Raw genomic sequence first — 15,145 nt, 5'->3', positions numbered from 1 at the left:
ATTGATTCGAACATGTCTTCGATTCTATCGAAGGCACCCCACGGATTCCCCGAAATACCAGCCCTGTGAGGGGCCCGTGGACAACAACCCGACCCCCGCGGAACTACTGCTGATGCAGGATGTTCTCCTGGACGACGTCGTACCCCAAACGCAGGATCAACACCGTCACGACCACGAGGAAGACAATGCGGATGAATTTGCTGCCCTTGCTCACGGCCATGCGTGCGCCCACGTAGCCGCCCACCATATTGGCCAGCCCGAGCACGAGTCCCAGCCCCCAGAGGAGGTGGCCTGTGGGCAGGAAGAAGGCCAGCGCGCCCACGTTGGTCGCCATATTCACGATCTTGGCCTTGGCGCTGGAGGCCAGGAAGTTGTAGCCGAGGAAGATGACCATGGCGATGATCAGGAACGACCCGGTGCCCGGACCGATGAGTCCGTCGTAGAACCCAATGACCAAGCCGATCACCCCGGCCACCGCATAGTGACGGCTGCCGGTATGGCGCAGGCTCGTCAGCTCGCCGACCGTGGGTTTGACGGCGGTGAAGATCGCCACGGCGATCAACGCGGCAACGATGATCGGTTTGAAGACCGAGGCGGGCAACAACGTCGCCACGATCGCCCCACCGAAACTGCCGATCAGGGCGATACCCGCCATCGGTAACGCCGTCTTCAGATCGGGGTGGGCCCGGCGGTAGTAGGTGATGGCACTCGTGGTGGTTCCGAAGACCGAGCCGAGTTTATTGGTCGCCAGCGCCTGGACGGGCGTGATGCCGGGGACCAGCAGCAGTGCCGGTAATTGGAGCAGTCCCCCGCCACCGACGACGGCATCGATCCACCCGGCGGCCAGGCCCGCGACGAGCACCAGCAACAAGGTGCTCGTCTGGAGGTCCGCCAGTCCGGAGCCCTCCAGCAACGACGCCCAGTCCACCGGGTGTCCGCCTAGCCGCGAACAGTGTCGATGAGGTGCTGGACCACATCGGCCACCGGGATGTTCTCGGCGGTTCCGGAGGCCCGGTCCTTGACCTCCACGAGGCCTTCGGCCAGGCCGCGGCCCACGACGGCGATGGTGGGGACGCCGACGAGTTCGGCATCACCGAACTTCACGCCGGCCGAAACCTTCGGTCGGTCATCGAAAATGACCTCGATGCCCTGGGCGTCGAGGGCCGCGGCGATGCGCTCGGCCTCGGCGAAGAGTTCGGCACCCTTGCCGGTCACCATGAGGTGCACATCGGCGGGGGCGACGTTACGGGGCCACATCAGCCCTCGATCGTCATGGTTGGTTTCGGCCAGGGCGGCAACGGCGCGGGTGACACCGACACCATAGGAGCCCATGGTGACCGTGACGAGCTTGCCGTTCTGGTCCAGGACCTTCAGCTCGAGTGATTCGGCGTATTTGCGGCCCAACTGGAAAATATGGCCCATTTCGATGCCGCGGGCGGTCTGCAGCGGGCCGGAGCCGTCGGGCGCGGGATCGCCTTCGCGGACCTCCACGCATTCGATGGTGCCGTCCCAGCCGAAGTCCCGGCCGGCGACCAGGCCGAAGACGTGGCGACCGTACTCGTTGGCCCCGGTGATCCAGGAGGTGCCCGAAACCACACGCGGGTCAACCAGATACAGGACCCCACTGGTCGCCTCGGTGCCCAGCACCGCATGATCCAGCCCGTTGCCCGGGCCCATGTAGCCCTTGACCAGGGCAGGGTTCTTCTTCAGGTCCTCCTCGGTGGCTGCCTCGATCTCCACTTCGCCGCCGATATCCAGGTGGCCGGCGATATTGGCTTCCACGCGTTTGAGGTCCACCGCACGGTCGCCCGGCAGGCCGATGGCCACCAGCCGGCGCTCCCCCGTGGGCAGCTTCGCGGCGATGACGACGTTCTTGAGCGTGTCGGCTGCGGTCCATTCGCCGCCATCCCGGGGGGCTACCTCGTTGGCGACGGCCACGAGCGTGTCGATGGTCGGGGTATCGGGGGTGTCCTTGACTTCCCAGGCCGGCAGCGCGGAATAGTCGATATCTGCCGGCACCACGGTGGTCACGGCCTCCACGTTGGCGGCATAGCCTCCTGCGGAGCGCACGAAGGTGTCTTCACCGACGGGGGTCGGGTGGAGGAACTCCTCGGATTTGGAACCGCCCATGGCCCCGGCCGTGGCCTTGACCGGCAGGATCTCCAAGCCCAGTCGGGCGAAGATCTTCAGGTAGGCCTCACGGTGCTTGGCGTAGGCGGTATCCAGGCCGGCGTCGTCGATATCGAAGGAGTAGGAGTCCTTCATGATGAATTCGCGTCCACGCAGCAGGCCGGCGCGGGGGCGGGCTTCGTCGCGGTACTTATTCTGGATTTGGTAGAGGTAGACCGGCAAATCCTTATAGGAGTTGTAGAGGTCCTTCACCAGGAGGGTGAACATCTCCTCGTGGGTCGGCGCCAGCAAATAGTCGGCGCCCTTGCGGTCCTGGAGCCGGAACAGGGCATCACCATATTCGGTCCATCGGCCGGTGGCCTCGTAGGGTTCGCGCGGCAGCAGTGCCGGGAAGTGGACTTCCTGGCCACCGATGGCGTTCATTTCCTCACGGACGATCGCCTCGACCTTCGCCAGGACGCGCAGGCCCAAGGGCAGCCAGCTGTAGATGCCCGGGGCGGCACGGCGGATGTAGCCGGCGCGCACCAGCAGCTTATGGCTGGCAACCTCGGCGTCAACCGGGTCTTCGCGCAAGGTGCGCAGGAACATGGTGGAAAGTCGCAGGACCACGCTTGCTGTCCGTTTCCGCGGGCTGGGCCGCTGGTCGTGTGGGTTGATGTCCGTATCGGGACGCTTCCAATTTACCCGCTGCCCGTCGCAGGGCCGAACAGCCCCGGGCCCAGGGCCCCGGTTATTGTGTTCGCAGTGCTTCCAGCGCCTCGTCGAGCTGGTCGGCGACGTCCCCGGGAACGATGTCTTTTTCGTGTTCATCCCGGGTGGTTGCCGAGACCACGACGGCCCCGTCGCTGCCGGAAACGGTGTAACTGGCCACCCCCTGCTCCCCGGCCGAGACGTCCATCCGGTAGCCCACCGTGGTTTCTGCCCGCGTCGTCGTCTTCTCCCGGTCCACCGCCGCGGTCCCCGCGGTGTCGCCTAGGCTCAGGTCGAAGCTCCCGCATCGGCTGATCAGGTCGGCAGTGCGGGAGACGGCTGCGGCGGCGGCGGCACGATCAGGGTAGGAAGCCAGCGACACGTAGCTTTCGCGATTGACCGTATCCCCGGGAATGGTCACCGAGGCGATCAGGGCGCCGGCAGGCAACGTGGCTTCCTGGTTGTCCATGAAGGGCGCACATTTGGCGGGGGTGATGTCCATGTCATCGAGCAGGGCCTGCCCGGTTTCGGTCTGCCCGGCAATCTCCTGGGAGGTCCGGGCTCGGGCGCCGGGATGGTTTTCGGCCATTTCGCGGGCCGCATCAGCCAAATCCTCGGCGGTGAAGGACGGCAGCGGGCCGGTCAGCGGGGGCGGAGCACTGCTGGCTTCCGGATCGCCGGTCGGGCTCGGGGACGGAGCGGCGGAGGACGACGACGGGGCCGGGCTGGAGGCCACAGGCCCACTGCCGCTGGGTGCGGGGGTATCACCCGGGTCGCCTCCGGTGCAGGCGCTGAGGACCAACGGCAGGGCCAGCAGCACCGCGGCGGTCTTTCCGCGCGTCGACGCAGACGATGCCCCGTCCATGGGTCCCCCGTTTCGCAGGCTGGAACCGGCACCGTTGGCACCGGATGTTCTGCCCCTACCCTAGCGAACGTGCGGGCTGGGAGGCAGGAGCGAAGCGCTGGGAATTCAGAACAGAACCGTGGCGAATTCGCCGACCTGTTCGAATCCTGCCCGACGGTAGGTGGCCACCGCGGCGAGATTGTAGTTGTTCACGTACAGGCTCGTGACCGGAGCCAAGGCCAGGGCCGAACCGGCCACCGCTGCCATGGACGGGCCCGAAAGGCCTTCACCACGATGTTCAGGGGCGACCCAGACGCCCTGGATCTGGGTGGCCCGCGGCGAAACGGTCCCGAGTTCGGCCTTGAAACGGATGCCTCCATCCGCGGGGCGGTCCACGAAGGAGTGCCCCTGCCGGATCAGCGAGCGGACCCTGGAACGGTAGAACGGTCCCCCGGCGCCCAACGGCGAGTAGCCCAGCTCCTCCTCGAACATGGCGGCGCAGGCCGGCAGGACGGCATCGAAATCGGTCATCGTCGAACGCCGGACGGAGGTCGACGGAAGAATACTCGGCTGCCGGTCCAACACCATCAATGGCTGGGAGGCGCGCACATCGAAGGCCCGTTGGGAGGACTCCGGACGCATCGAGTCCCACAGCGGCAGCACGGCAGTGGCCGGCCCAAAGATGGAGGAGACCTGACGGTCCATGCCCAGCACCGCCGTGGCGAAGGCCAAGGCATCACCGGGGCCGGCTTGGATGGGGACCAGATTCGCACCGACCCAGAGTGCTGAGCGCAGTTCCCCCGAGTCGTAGCGACCCAACACCAGGGACCCGGTGGGGGTCGGTGCCGCGGAGCCGGTGGCCTCAAGTTGGGCGTCCATGAAAATATTCGCCACCGGGTCCTGGGCCACCAGGCCGCGCAGGGCAGCCGTGTCCTCATCGGTCAGGACCCTGACGGTGTCCCCCAGGGATTCGCCGCCCCGGTAGGGAAGTTTCGCTGGTGGAAACCACGGGAGGGCACGGGAAAGGATCCTTGACATCGTTCCTCCCTTCCCGTCGCCCGCGGTGGCGCCTAGCCCAAAGTCTTGCAGACTCCGGGCTGCGGCGGAACCACATGACCTGGCACCTGGCTACCCCGCCTTAGGAGACCGAAACGCTCGGGACTCCACCGGCGGCTTCACCGGCGGCTTCCATCGCCTCGACGATGCGTCCGGCCTCTTCGATGAGGGTTTCCACGATCTGGTCCTCGGGTACGGTCTTGATGACCTCGCCCTTGACGAAGATCTGGCCCTTGCCGTTGCCGGAGGCGACACCGAGATCGGCTTCGCGGGCTTCGCCGGGTCCGTTGACGACGCAACCCATGACGGCCACACGCAGCGGGAACTCCATGCCTTCCAGCCCTGCGGTGACCTCGTCGGCCAGCTTATAGACGTCGACCTGGGCGCGGCCACAGGAGGGGCAGGAAACGATTTCGAGCTTGCGGGGGCGCAGGTTCAGCGACTGCAGGATCTGGTCACCGACCTTGATCTCCTCGACCGGCGGTGCGGAGAGGGAAACACGGATGGTGTCGCCGATGCCTTGGGAGAGCAACGCACCGAAGGCCGTCGCCGATTTGATGGTCCCTTGGAAGGCAGGGCCGGCTTCGGTGACGCCCAAGTGCAGTGGCCAGTCGCCCTGTTCGGCCAGCAGCTCATAGGCACGGACCATGACGACCGGGTCGTTGTGCTTGACGGAGATCTTGAAGTCGTGGAAGTCGTGTTCCTCGAACAGCGAAGCCTCCCAGACGGCTGATTCAACGAGCGCCTCGGGGGTGGCCTTGCCATATTTTTTCATCAGGCTGGGGTGCAGGGAGCCGGCATTGACGCCGATGCGGATCGAGGTGCCGTGGTCCTTGGCGGCCTGGGCGATCTCCTTGACCTGGTCGTCAAACTTCCGGATGTTCCCGGGGTTCACGCGGACTGCGGCGCAGCCGGCTTCAATGGCCGCGTAGACGTACTTCGGCTGGAAGTGGATATCCGCGATGACGGGGATCTGCGACTTCTTGGCGATGATCGGCAGCGCCTCGGCATCGTCGGGCGAGGGGCAGGCCACCCGCACGATATCGCAGCCGGAGGCCGTGAGTTCGGCGATCTGCTGCAACGTGGCGTTGATATCGGTGGTCGGCGTGGTGGTCATCGACTGCACGCTGATCGGGGATTCCGATCCAACACCGACGGCCCCGACCTTGATCTGGCGGGTTTTCCGTCGTGGGGCCAGAACCGGTGGTGGGGCTGCTGGCATTCCAAGGCTGACCGAGGTCAAATTATCCTCCGGGTTTTCAGGGGTGTTCATCCACGGCCCATTATCCTCCTTCGCGGAGGAAAATGGGGCCCTAGGCGGAATCAGACGTGGTGAGAGAGCTCACCGGTGACGGGGCTCCATTCGGTCAGGCGCAGGGCCGCGACCAAGGAGTTGGCGTTGAACGGGTCTTCACCGAGCTTCGCGGCGAGGGCTTCCTCGGAGGGAGCCTTGATCAGGAGCAGGGCCCCGGAACCATCAACGTAGGGTCCGGAGGCTACGAGGGTGAATCCGTCGGTCAGTCCAGCCAGGAAGGCGCGGTGCGCAGGGCGGTGTTCGTCCCGGGCGGCTTCGGAATCGGGCGCATAAACGTATTCAACGGCAAAAATGCTCATGGGCACCAGTGTACGTTCCCCGCGGGAGCTCCGCGGACGGGCTACTGGTAGGAGACGAACCACGGCTTGGGCTTGATCTGAAAGGTTTGCTCGGGAGTGAAGGTCGGAGAGTCCTCGTCGATGAAGTTCTTCCACGCCATCCTGATGCCATCGGGCAGTCCGCGACGCAGGTTGTCCCAGGTGGCCATCTTCATCCCGGGGGTGCCATTTCCATCGGCATGCAGGACCATCGCCAGTTCGGGATGTGTGGTGTCCAAGGTGGAGCGATTTTCGATCATGCTCCGCCGGAACTGGTGAAGAATGACCACCTTCTGCGGCAGCTGTTTCCTGCGCGTTAGTGCGGCCAGCCAGTCGTTCGTCCGGTTCAGTTCAGCCGCGTCGACGGAACCTATTTGTTTCATATGCTGCTGCCCGGGTTTGAGCCTCCATTCCGGGTCGTAGGCGAGGCCCACGTTCGGGTAGGACAGCAGCTTTTCGTAGTGCTTGGCCTGGGTCAAAAAGTCGTTGCGGCCCGGTTGGAGGTCCAACACCACGTAGACCCCTGCCTGCTGCGCAGCCTTGACCCAGGGTTCAAGTTGGTCCACGGGGGTGTAGCTGGAATAGTTCCCGTCCGTCCCGGGCGCGGCGGAGGCGACCGTGGCGATGATCTCGAAGGCCGGTTGGACCTTTTCCTTGCTATGGGGCTGGTATTCCGTGGCCAGCTTCTTCGCCCGTTTGATGGCCCCATCCAGGTCCTGTTCGCCCAGCGCCCCCAGGGAGGAGGTCCCCGGCGAGCCGTAGAGCGCGATCATCCGCCGTGCCGGGAACACGACTTGTCCCCCGCCGGGAAGTTCCTGGCCCCCGGCCGCCGTTTTGGCCAAGGCAGAGAATTCGGCGCTCTTCCCGAATCCCTGGCCGATCGTGTAGAGCTGCGCGTCGGCATGGTCGCCGAAGAATTTCCGGTTCTTTTCAGCGCGCGGATCCGGCGAGGCCATCCTCGCCCGGTCAGCTCCTGCGGCTTCGGCAGTGGCCAGGGCGGGTCCTGCTGCCTGATCTGCTTTCTTCCCCGCCCGGACGACGACGGCGAATCCTGGGTTGTCAGATTTCTCGGGAGCTTCAATGGTGGGCAGCTGCCCCTCGGGGTCCTCCCCGGCCACGACGTCCCGGTCCCCGATCGCCGCTTCGGACAAGGTTCCGTAGGCAATGAGGGTCTCTGCCCCCAGACGTTCCAATTCCTCGTCGAAGTCCTTCTGTTCCGAAGCGCCCTCGGGTTCCATGAGCAACGGGATACCGAGTTCGCTGGCCCGCCCGGCAGCCCGCTTGGAGGAGTCCGTGGCGTCCTTTCCGAGGACGACGACGGCAGGGGTCCTCTCGAAGAACGCCCGGCTGGCTTTCAACCCCAGCTCCTCGGTACTGCCGCCGAGGTGGCTGATACCCGGCGTCGCCTCGGCCAAGACGACCCGGTCGGGATCTTGCCCTGAAGCCCCTGGCGTATGTCCGTCGTCGTCCCCCGGAGCAACTGCTGAACATCCGGCCATGACCAGTCCCAGGGCCAGTGCCGAGGCGACGACGGCTCCCCCGCGCAGGACGGTGCCGCGGTGATTGCGACGATCAACCAAAGATATTCACCGGTTTCACGATATCCGCATAGATCAACAGCGCACCCATGCCCAGCAGCAGCACACCCACCACATAGGTCAGTGGCATCAGTTTGGCGATGTCCACCGGGCCCGGATCACGACGTTTGAAGATCCGGGCGGCGAAACGACGCAGGCCCTCCCACAGGGCGCCGACGACGTGGCCGCCGTCCAGGGGCAGCAGCGGAATGAGGTTGAAGACGAACAGGGCGACGTTCAAGCTGGCGACCAGGCCGAAGAGTGTGGCGATGCGATCCTTGATCGGGATCTCGTCCATGGCACTGACCTCGCCGGCGATCCGACCAACCCCCACGACCGACATCGGTCCGTTCGGGTCCCGTGGCGCCGAGGAGAACGCCGCCTGACCGACGGCGACCAGTCGTGCCGGTAGGTCCACGACGATCCCGGCGACGGCCCGCACATTCTGTCCCACCGCAGGTGGCACTTCGGTCAATGGCAAGGTCATCTGCACGTTTTCGGAGCCCATACCCACGAAGCCGACGTTGACCAGTTCGGTCTTGCCGTTGGCGTCGGTCTTGACCCGTCCGTTGATGTCCAAGGCGGGTTGCTGCGATAACCGCGGAGTGATGGTGGTCTGGTGTTCCGAGCCGTCGCGCAGGTAGGTGATCGGCACGGTTTTTCCTGCGTCGGCTCGGATGAGTTCGGAGAGATCGTCCCACTGCCACTCCTTGACCTGGTGGCCGTCGAAGGAGGTGATCCGGTCCCCCGGGCGCAGGCCGGCTTCGTAGGCAGGTGCCGCAGGATCTCCTGGCTGGCAGTTGGCGGCAGCGTCGTCGCCGCCGCGGGCCTTCTGGTCTGCCTGGCTGACCACGCACTGGTAGACCTCGGAGATGTTGGTGGTGTGCTGGATGGAGCCGAAACCGCTGATCAGCACGGCGAAGAGCACGAAGGCAATCACCAGGTTCATGAACGGCCCACCGAGCATGATGATGACCCGTTTGTAGACCGGGAGTTTATAGAACATCCGGTTCTCGTCGCCGGGGCGCAGCTGCTCCGCGGCCGCCTGACGGGTCTCGTTGGCCAGCTGGGTGAACATTCCCGTGCTGGCGGCTTTGACCTTGCCCTCCACCGCTGTCGCCTCGGCAGGAGGGAACATCCCGATCATCGAGATGTAGCCACCCAGCGGGATCGCCTTGACCCCGTATTCGGTTTCCCCCCGTCGGCGAGAGAAGATCGTCTTGCCGAAGCCGATCATGTATTGCGGGACGCGCACACCGAAGAGTTTGGCCGGGACCAGGTGGCCGACTTCGTGCAGGGCAATGGACACGGCGACGCCGATGGCGACGATCAGGACGCCGGCGATAAAGAGGATGACTGTCACAACTGTCCCCAACGTTCCTGGGCACACTTTCGTGCCCACGCTTCGGCCACCAGCACCGATTGGACGCTGAGTTCATCCCCGACCAGCGCCCCGGCATCGTACTGCCCCACCACATCGGCGACACAATCCACGATGTCAGGGAAGCGGATGCGTCCCGCGTGGAAGGCCTCGACGGCTTCTTCATTGGCCGCGTTGTAGACGGCCATATGCGTGGCCGAGGTATTCGCCGCCTGCTTGGCCAGCCGGATCGCCGGGAAGGCTTCCTCATCCAGTGGTTCGAAGCTCCAGCTGGAGGCGGTGGTGAAATCACAGGGCGCAGCGGAGCCGGGTACCCGAGCCGGCCATCCCATGCCCAGGGCGATCGGCAGACGCATATCCGGCGGCGAGGCCTGGGCGATCGTGGACCCGTCAATGAATTCGACCATGGAATGCACCATCGACTGCGGATGAACGACGGCTTCGATCTTCTGAAGCGGTAGGTCGAACAGCAGGTGGGCTTCAATGACTTCCAACGCTTTATTGACCATGGTCGCAGAATTGGTACTCACCACCTTGCCCATCTCCCAGGTGGGGTGGGCCAGCGCCTGCGCGGGGGTAACGTCCATCAACTGCTGGCGGGTCATACCGCGGAACGGGCCACCCGAGGCAGTGACAATCAGCCGGGCAACCTCCTCGGGAGTGCCGGCGCGCAGAGCCTGGGCGATCGCCGAATGCTCGGAATCGACCGGGACGAGTTGCCCCGGCGCCGCAGCCTGCTTCACCAGGGCGCCACCGGCGATCAGCGACTCCTTATTGGCCAAGGCCAGCAGGTGTCCGGCCTTCAGGGCCGCCAAGGTGGGGGCCAAACCGATCGAACCGGTCACCCCGTTCAGCACGACGTCGGCTTCCGGATACCCGGCGACCCGGGCCGCCGCCGTGGGACCAGCGAGCAATTCGGGATGGTAGGCACTATGTCCTGCGAGTTCGGCATGCTCGTGGATCCGTGCCCGCAGTTCATCGACGTCTCCGTCGGCGAGCGCGACGACCTCAGCCCGGGTGTGCACTGCCTGTCGGGCGAGCAGTTCGATGTTGGAGCCGCCGGCGAGCGCGACGATTCGGAAGCGTTCGGGGGCTGCATCGGCGACGTCGATGGCCTGCGTGCCGATGGAACCCGTGGAACCGAGCAGCACGATGCGCCGGGGTTCATTCAGGGTGGGGTTGATATGTGGCGGCTCGCGAAACTCCATGCCTCCAGTATCGCGCACTCGAGGTCTGCGGCGAACATCCCAGGGACCGGGCTAGTACTGGTCCTCGTCGTCCTGATCGTCGATGTCCTCCAGATCACTCCAGTCGGCGTCCAGCCCGCTGGAGCCCGCCGTCTCCTCGGGCAGTTCGAAGGGGTGTTGGAGCATCCAGATGAGGCGACGGGTGATCACCGGGCGCAGTGGGAAGGTGTCTACGTGAAAGACTTCGGGGTCCGCCAGCGAGGGCCGATAATGGCCCAAGGCATCCGAGCCCCCGGATTCCTCGGGTGAGGCCGGCGCGTAGTGCACGGCCAAAGGTGAGCCGAGTTCTCCGGCCAGCTGCCCGGCGATGAGGATCCCTTCGGCCCGGTGGCGTCGGGACAGGACCCCGGTGGAGGTGGTGTCGATGTCCTGCTCGGTGAACTCGGTTTCCCAGACCCGCATCCTGGCTTCGAGTGCGGCCGGCAGCGCCAATTCCTCGTAGGCCACGGGCTCCCAGGTCCAGACCGGGCTCTCCCCATGGTCGACGAAGAGGCGCACATAGGGCACCCCTTCAATCGTGGTGTAGCTGGTATCCGGCTCCATCTCCTCCATGGGGACAGTGTGCCAGTGATCAGTCGTCGGAGACGCGCAGCTCAACCTCGATGTTGCCCCGGGTGGCATTGGAGTAGGGGCACACCTGGTGGGCCGCCTCGGCCAGCTCGCTGGCCACGGTCGCCTCCACATCGGGCAGGGTGACTTCCAGGGTCACTGCCAGACCGAACCCTCCGGACTCGAGCCCACCGAGGTGGACCTGGGCGCCGACGCTGGACCCATCGACGTCGATCTGGCGTTCACGGGCCACCATCTGCAGCGCGCTATGGAAGCACGCGGCGTAGCCCGCGGCGAAGAGTTGTTCGGGGTTGGCCCCGGCACCTGAACCGCCCATGGATTGCGGGATGGCCAGATCGAGGTCGACCCGGTTATCGATGGAGGTGACATGCCCGTCGCGGCCGCCACCGGTGGCAAGTGCTTCGGCGGTGTAGAGAGTCTTCATGATGGATCCTTGGGGTTGTCGGTGCGGGTGGGCGTTGCCTGCCCGGTGGAACAGATCTTTGCCAGCAACCGACGTAGTTCGGCTGCTTCCACTGCTTCAAGGCCCAGCTGGGCGAACAGGCGCGACGGAATCCCGACGGCGTCCTCGCGCAGGGCCGCGCCCTCGGAGGTCAACTGGATTGTGACCACGCGCTCATCGGCAGTGCCACGACGTCGTTGGATGCTGCCGGAGCCTTCCAGCCGCTTCAGCAGCGGTGACAGGGTCCCCGAGTCGAGACCGAGCCGCCGTCCCAGCGCGGAGACCGGCTGGCCGTCCTCCTCCCACAGGGCGAGCATGACCAGATATTGCGGATAGGTCAGGCCCAACGGCGCCAACAACAGGCGATAGGCAGCCACAACGGTCTTCTCACTCGAATAGAGCGGGAAGCATAATTGCTCGTCGAGAGCCAGCGGGTTGGTCTGCACAAATTAAGGATAGTGCACAATTTAGTTGTGGACAACTCACCAACTTGCCATCCATTGGCGTTCCGCTGAGCTCGGCTGTCGTTTTCCGAAGCCGATTGCTCGGAATGCCGGCCAAGCTGATGAATCGTTAGCTCCTGTTGACTCGCCCTAGTACTTCTCATGGGATGAAGCGTCGGGAGACAAAGCCAGCACGCCATGCCAGACTGACATGATGCCCCGCCAATACGAGCCTCCGGCGCCAGAGATCCTGGAGTGGGTTCGGCGCCATGTGCATGCGCATGCCCGGGTGACCGCCGTCGCGCGCTTGCAGGGCGGAGTCACCGCAGACATGGACCGAATCACCGTCGAGGCTCCGAGTGGAGCCCGGGATGTGGTGCTGCGCCGCTGGCAGTTCGATGACGAGGCTGAGGCCCAGGTAACACGCGAAGCGTCCGCGCTGACGGCGATACGGGGTCACGGGGTGCCTGCACCTCAACTCCTCGCAATGGACGCGGACGGCGTCGAGACCGGGGTTCCGTGCACGCTCACGTCCGCCTTGACCGGGCAGCCGGACCTGGCTCCGGCAGACATGCGTTCCTGGCTGGGCCAACTCGCGACCACTCAGGCGGCGATCCACGCCGTACCCGACCGGCCACGAACCTACGCGGACGCCGGGAACGGTGACGGCGAGCCTGTGCCCGTGCCGGACCGGTACGGCGGGCGCCACCGCCCACTGGACTGGTTGTCTGACCGTGGCCTGCGCGATGCGGCCCGGGAGGCTGCGTCGGGACCGCTGGGTGACGAAACGGTCTTTGCGCACGGCGACTACCAGCACTTCAATGTGTTGTGGGATGACGGCCGACTCACCGGCGTTGTGGACTGGCCCGACGCGGCGACCGGCAACCGGGGCAGCGACGTCGGCCACTGCAGGCTTAATCTGGCCGTATTGTTTGACGCCGAGACGGCTGGTGCCTATTTGACGATGTATGAGCGTGCTGCGGGCGTAAGGGTGGATCGGCGGGCCGACTTGCGGGCGTTGCTCTGTTTCGACCTCGGGTGGCAGCACTTCGTCCCGCACCAAGTGGCAGGTCGGGCTCCGCTCGACCTAGCCGGGATGCCTGAGCGGGTTGCCGCCGCAATCCGCGATGCCCTGAACAGGGTCCATTAGTCGGTCTGTTTACGGTCAACGGCGCATCCGGATTTTCCGCAAGTGGAACCCAAACGGGCGTCCCGGAGTGAGATGACCGGCGGCTCTCAGCTAGTGGCTGTTGTCCGCCAACTTCTCCAGCCCGACCACTCGGCCGCCTCAATGACGCAGAACCGGTTTCCCTCGGGGTCTTGCATGATGACGTAATCTGCATCGTCGGGGCGTCGACCCCAATCCACCTTGGTGGCACCGAGAACAGTAAGTCGGCGAACTTCGGCCGCCTGGTCCTCCGCGTACAAGTCCAGATGCATGCGAGGTGGCAATATCCGCTCAGAGCGGTGCGCGTCGAGGGAGACATTCGGACCAGTTCCATCGGTGGCGAATAATAGTGCGAAGTCATCATCAATCGGCTCACGCACAGCGTAATTGAGAGCATCAGACCAAAATTGAATCTGTTTTTGCAGGTCGCTCACACGAATGACAATGGACCCAACAACAAGCATTTCATAACCGTAGGTTGAGTGGAGTGACGCCGCAAGCGGAATCCTCTACGGGACGTTTGATGCTTTGGCTATGCCCTGTCGGCTAGCTCTTTCATCCGGAGACGTTGCTCTTTCCACTGATCGGGCGTGAGGTCTGGAATGTTCGGCGCGGATGGGCGCAAACCGATGAAACCGTCCAACTGCTCGCACACGATATCCAAGTGTCCGGCATGATGGTGAGATTCGGCGATCATATGCACTAGGAGGCGTTCCACCGTGGCGTGCCGATGCTTTATCCACCACGGCACCACGGCCGGGGAATCCAGTTCCAATTGGTCGAGTACTGCATCGGCTGCGGCGGTTGTCTCCCGATAGATCTCAACCGCATCGACAAGCGTCATATTCGGCGGCGGGAGGAAGTCTGCCTGAGCGTCCTCGGCTTCGACGATGCCCCGGATAACGGGGTCCTCAATTTCCCGTCCAAGACATTCAATGAAATATTCGGATTCGGTGACGGCCAGATGGAGCAGTAGGCCCATGACATGGGTGCCTGTTGGAGTCAAGGGAGTACGTGCTTGGGCATCACTCAAGCCCTCACATTTCCACAAGATTGCTTCGCGGGCATCGTTCAGATATTCACGAAGCTGTTGGTTGGGTCCCTTGGTAGAAGCCCGGTGACTATGTGAGTTTCGCATCCGATAATGGATGCAGGAGGAAATTCATAGATATGGCACGTAGACATACCCCTGATCAGGTCATCGCGAAAGTACGGCAGGGCCAGAAGCTACTCAACGACGGACGGCCGATGATCGAGGTCATCAAGGAACTACAGATCACTGAAGCGACGTGGTACCGGTGGCTTCAGCAGTACGGATCCGAGAAGAACGCCGGCCAGACCAAGGCGGTGAAAAACCTCGAAAAGGAGAACGCCAGGCTCAAGAAGCTGGTGGCGGAGAAGGAACTAGCCATCGACATTCTGAGCGAGGTGGCGCGGGGAAAATTCTAAGCCCTGAACCACGCCGCCGTGCTGTACGCATGGCGCAGGAGAAGTTCGGGGCTTCCGAAAGATTCGCGTGTCGCGTCCTGGGCCAGAATCGCTCAGCGCTGCGCAAAGGCCGCCCAGCGGTCAGCTTCGAAGAGGCCCAGCTGCGCGCTGATCTACGAGCGGTCGCGGTGAAGTATCCGGCCTGGGGTTGGCGTAAAGCACGCTGGCATCTGCTCCAGCAGCCGCAGTGGGACGGGATAGCGCTGAATAAGAAGCGCGTCCGCCGGCTCTGGCGCCTGGAGGGACTCACCTGCGAGCCCAAGGTCCGCAAGAAACGCCGTAGCGGTCCCGGTGCCGGGGAGCAGAAGAGGCTCAGTGCCGAGTATCCGATGCATGTGGTCAGCTTCGACTTCCAATCCGATACGACCTCCTGCGGCCGGCATATTAGGTTCTTTAACGTTATCGATGAGTACAGCCGCACGGCCCTGGCGATCATTCCGCGTCGGTCGTTTACCGCCACGGATGTGGTCGCCGCTC

15 protein-coding genes and 1 pseudogene are annotated in these 15,145 nt (G+C 64.4%); 2 read left to right on the top strand and 14 right to left on the bottom strand.

The genetic code is table 11. From position 1 onward, the window contains the following. Positions 1-103: 103 nt before the first annotated feature. From FM101_RS14455 to FM101_RS14400, 12 genes are all read right to left on the bottom strand, one after another. Positions 104-910, bottom strand: coding sequence for a TSUP family transporter (locus tag FM101_RS14455; RefSeq protein ID WP_179204346.1), 807 nt, complete (start codon positions 908-910; stop codon positions 104-106). 29 nt (positions 911-939) lie between these two features. Then, positions 940-2,739, bottom strand: a complete 1,800-nt coding sequence (locus FM101_RS14450; RefSeq protein ID WP_087000902.1) for a proline--tRNA ligase — start codon at positions 2,737-2,739, stop codon at positions 940-942. A 121-nt stretch (positions 2,740-2,860) separates the two neighbouring features. Then, positions 2,861-3,685, bottom strand: a complete 825-nt coding sequence (locus FM101_RS14445) for a hypothetical protein (RefSeq protein WP_087000900.1) — start codon at positions 3,683-3,685, stop codon at positions 2,861-2,863. Positions 3,686-3,790: 105 nt separating this feature from the next. Continuing rightward, positions 3,791-4,702: a GNAT family N-acetyltransferase gene (locus tag FM101_RS14440; protein WP_087000898.1), complete on the bottom strand. Its 912-nt coding sequence runs from the start codon at positions 4,700-4,702 to the stop codon at positions 3,791-3,793. A gap of 100 nt (positions 4,703-4,802) precedes the next feature. Beyond that, the gene (gene ispG / locus FM101_RS14435) at positions 4,803-5,963 is read right to left on the bottom strand and encodes a flavodoxin-dependent (E)-4-hydroxy-3-methylbut-2-enyl-diphosphate synthase (RefSeq protein WP_087000904.1); all 1,161 of its coding nucleotides are present in this window, start codon (positions 5,961-5,963) and stop codon (positions 4,803-4,805) included. Between the two features lie 80 nt (positions 5,964-6,043). Then, positions 6,044-6,334 carry a YciI family protein gene (locus FM101_RS14430; protein WP_087000896.1) on the bottom strand — a complete coding sequence of 97 codons (291 nt, stop codon included), beginning with the start codon at positions 6,332-6,334 and terminating at the stop codon, positions 6,044-6,046. Positions 6,335-6,375: 41 nt separating this feature from the next. Continuing rightward, complete coding sequence (locus FM101_RS14425) at positions 6,376-7,932, bottom strand: hypothetical protein (protein ID WP_087000894.1); 1,557 nt, start codon at positions 7,930-7,932, stop codon at positions 6,376-6,378. Then, the gene (locus FM101_RS14420) at positions 7,925-9,292 is read right to left on the bottom strand and encodes a M50 family metallopeptidase (RefSeq protein ID WP_087000892.1); all 1,368 of its coding nucleotides are present in this window, start codon (positions 9,290-9,292) and stop codon (positions 7,925-7,927) included. The genes FM101_RS14425 and FM101_RS14420 overlap by 8 nt, the downstream gene beginning before the upstream one ends. Then, complete coding sequence (dxr, locus tag FM101_RS14415) at positions 9,289-10,518, bottom strand: 1-deoxy-D-xylulose-5-phosphate reductoisomerase (RefSeq protein WP_087000890.1); 1,230 nt, start codon at positions 10,516-10,518, stop codon at positions 9,289-9,291. The genes FM101_RS14420 and dxr overlap by 4 nt, the downstream gene beginning before the upstream one ends. A 51-nt stretch (positions 10,519-10,569) precedes the next feature. Then, a complete protein-coding gene (locus FM101_RS14410) occupies positions 10,570-11,109 on the bottom strand; it encodes a hypothetical protein (RefSeq protein ID WP_143269302.1) in 540 nt (179 codons plus the stop codon). Between the two features lie 19 nt (positions 11,110-11,128). Beyond that, positions 11,129-11,551: an organic hydroperoxide resistance protein gene (locus FM101_RS14405; protein WP_087000886.1), complete on the bottom strand. Its 423-nt coding sequence runs from the start codon at positions 11,549-11,551 to the stop codon at positions 11,129-11,131. Then, positions 11,548-12,015 (bottom strand): MarR family winged helix-turn-helix transcriptional regulator, encoded by a 468-nt coding sequence (locus FM101_RS14400; protein WP_087000884.1) that lies wholly within the window; start codon positions 12,013-12,015, stop codon positions 11,548-11,550. The genes FM101_RS14405 and FM101_RS14400 overlap by 4 nt, the downstream gene beginning before the upstream one ends. 211 nt (positions 12,016-12,226) lie before the next feature. On the opposite strand from FM101_RS14400, the gene FM101_RS14395 reads away from it, so the two are divergent. Further along, complete coding sequence (locus FM101_RS14395) at positions 12,227-13,162, top strand: phosphotransferase family protein (protein ID WP_179204345.1); 936 nt, start codon at positions 12,227-12,229, stop codon at positions 13,160-13,162. An 86-nt stretch (positions 13,163-13,248) separates the two neighbouring features. Here FM101_RS14395 and FM101_RS14390 read toward each other — a convergent pair whose 3' ends face one another. Both FM101_RS14390 and FM101_RS14385 read right to left on the bottom strand, forming a co-directional pair. Further along, positions 13,249-13,644, bottom strand: a complete 396-nt coding sequence (locus tag FM101_RS14390) for a VOC family protein (RefSeq protein ID WP_087000880.1) — start codon at positions 13,642-13,644, stop codon at positions 13,249-13,251. 68 nt (positions 13,645-13,712) lie between these two features. Next, positions 13,713-14,318 (bottom strand): DinB family protein, encoded by a 606-nt coding sequence (locus FM101_RS14385; protein WP_087000878.1) that lies wholly within the window; start codon positions 14,316-14,318, stop codon positions 13,713-13,715. Between the two features lie 32 nt (positions 14,319-14,350). Here FM101_RS14385 and FM101_RS14380 point away from each other — a divergent pair. Next, positions 14,351-15,145, top strand: a pseudogene (locus tag FM101_RS14380) (transposase); the annotation flags it as partial.

The sequence above is a fragment of the Arthrobacter rhombi genome (assembly GCF_900163545.1).
In the GTDB taxonomy this organism is placed as follows: Bacteria; Actinomycetota; Actinomycetes; order Actinomycetales; family Micrococcaceae; genus Arthrobacter_H; species Arthrobacter_H rhombi_A.
Note: the sequence above shows the minus strand (reverse complement) of the source record. Positions and strands in the feature narration are given on the sequence as shown.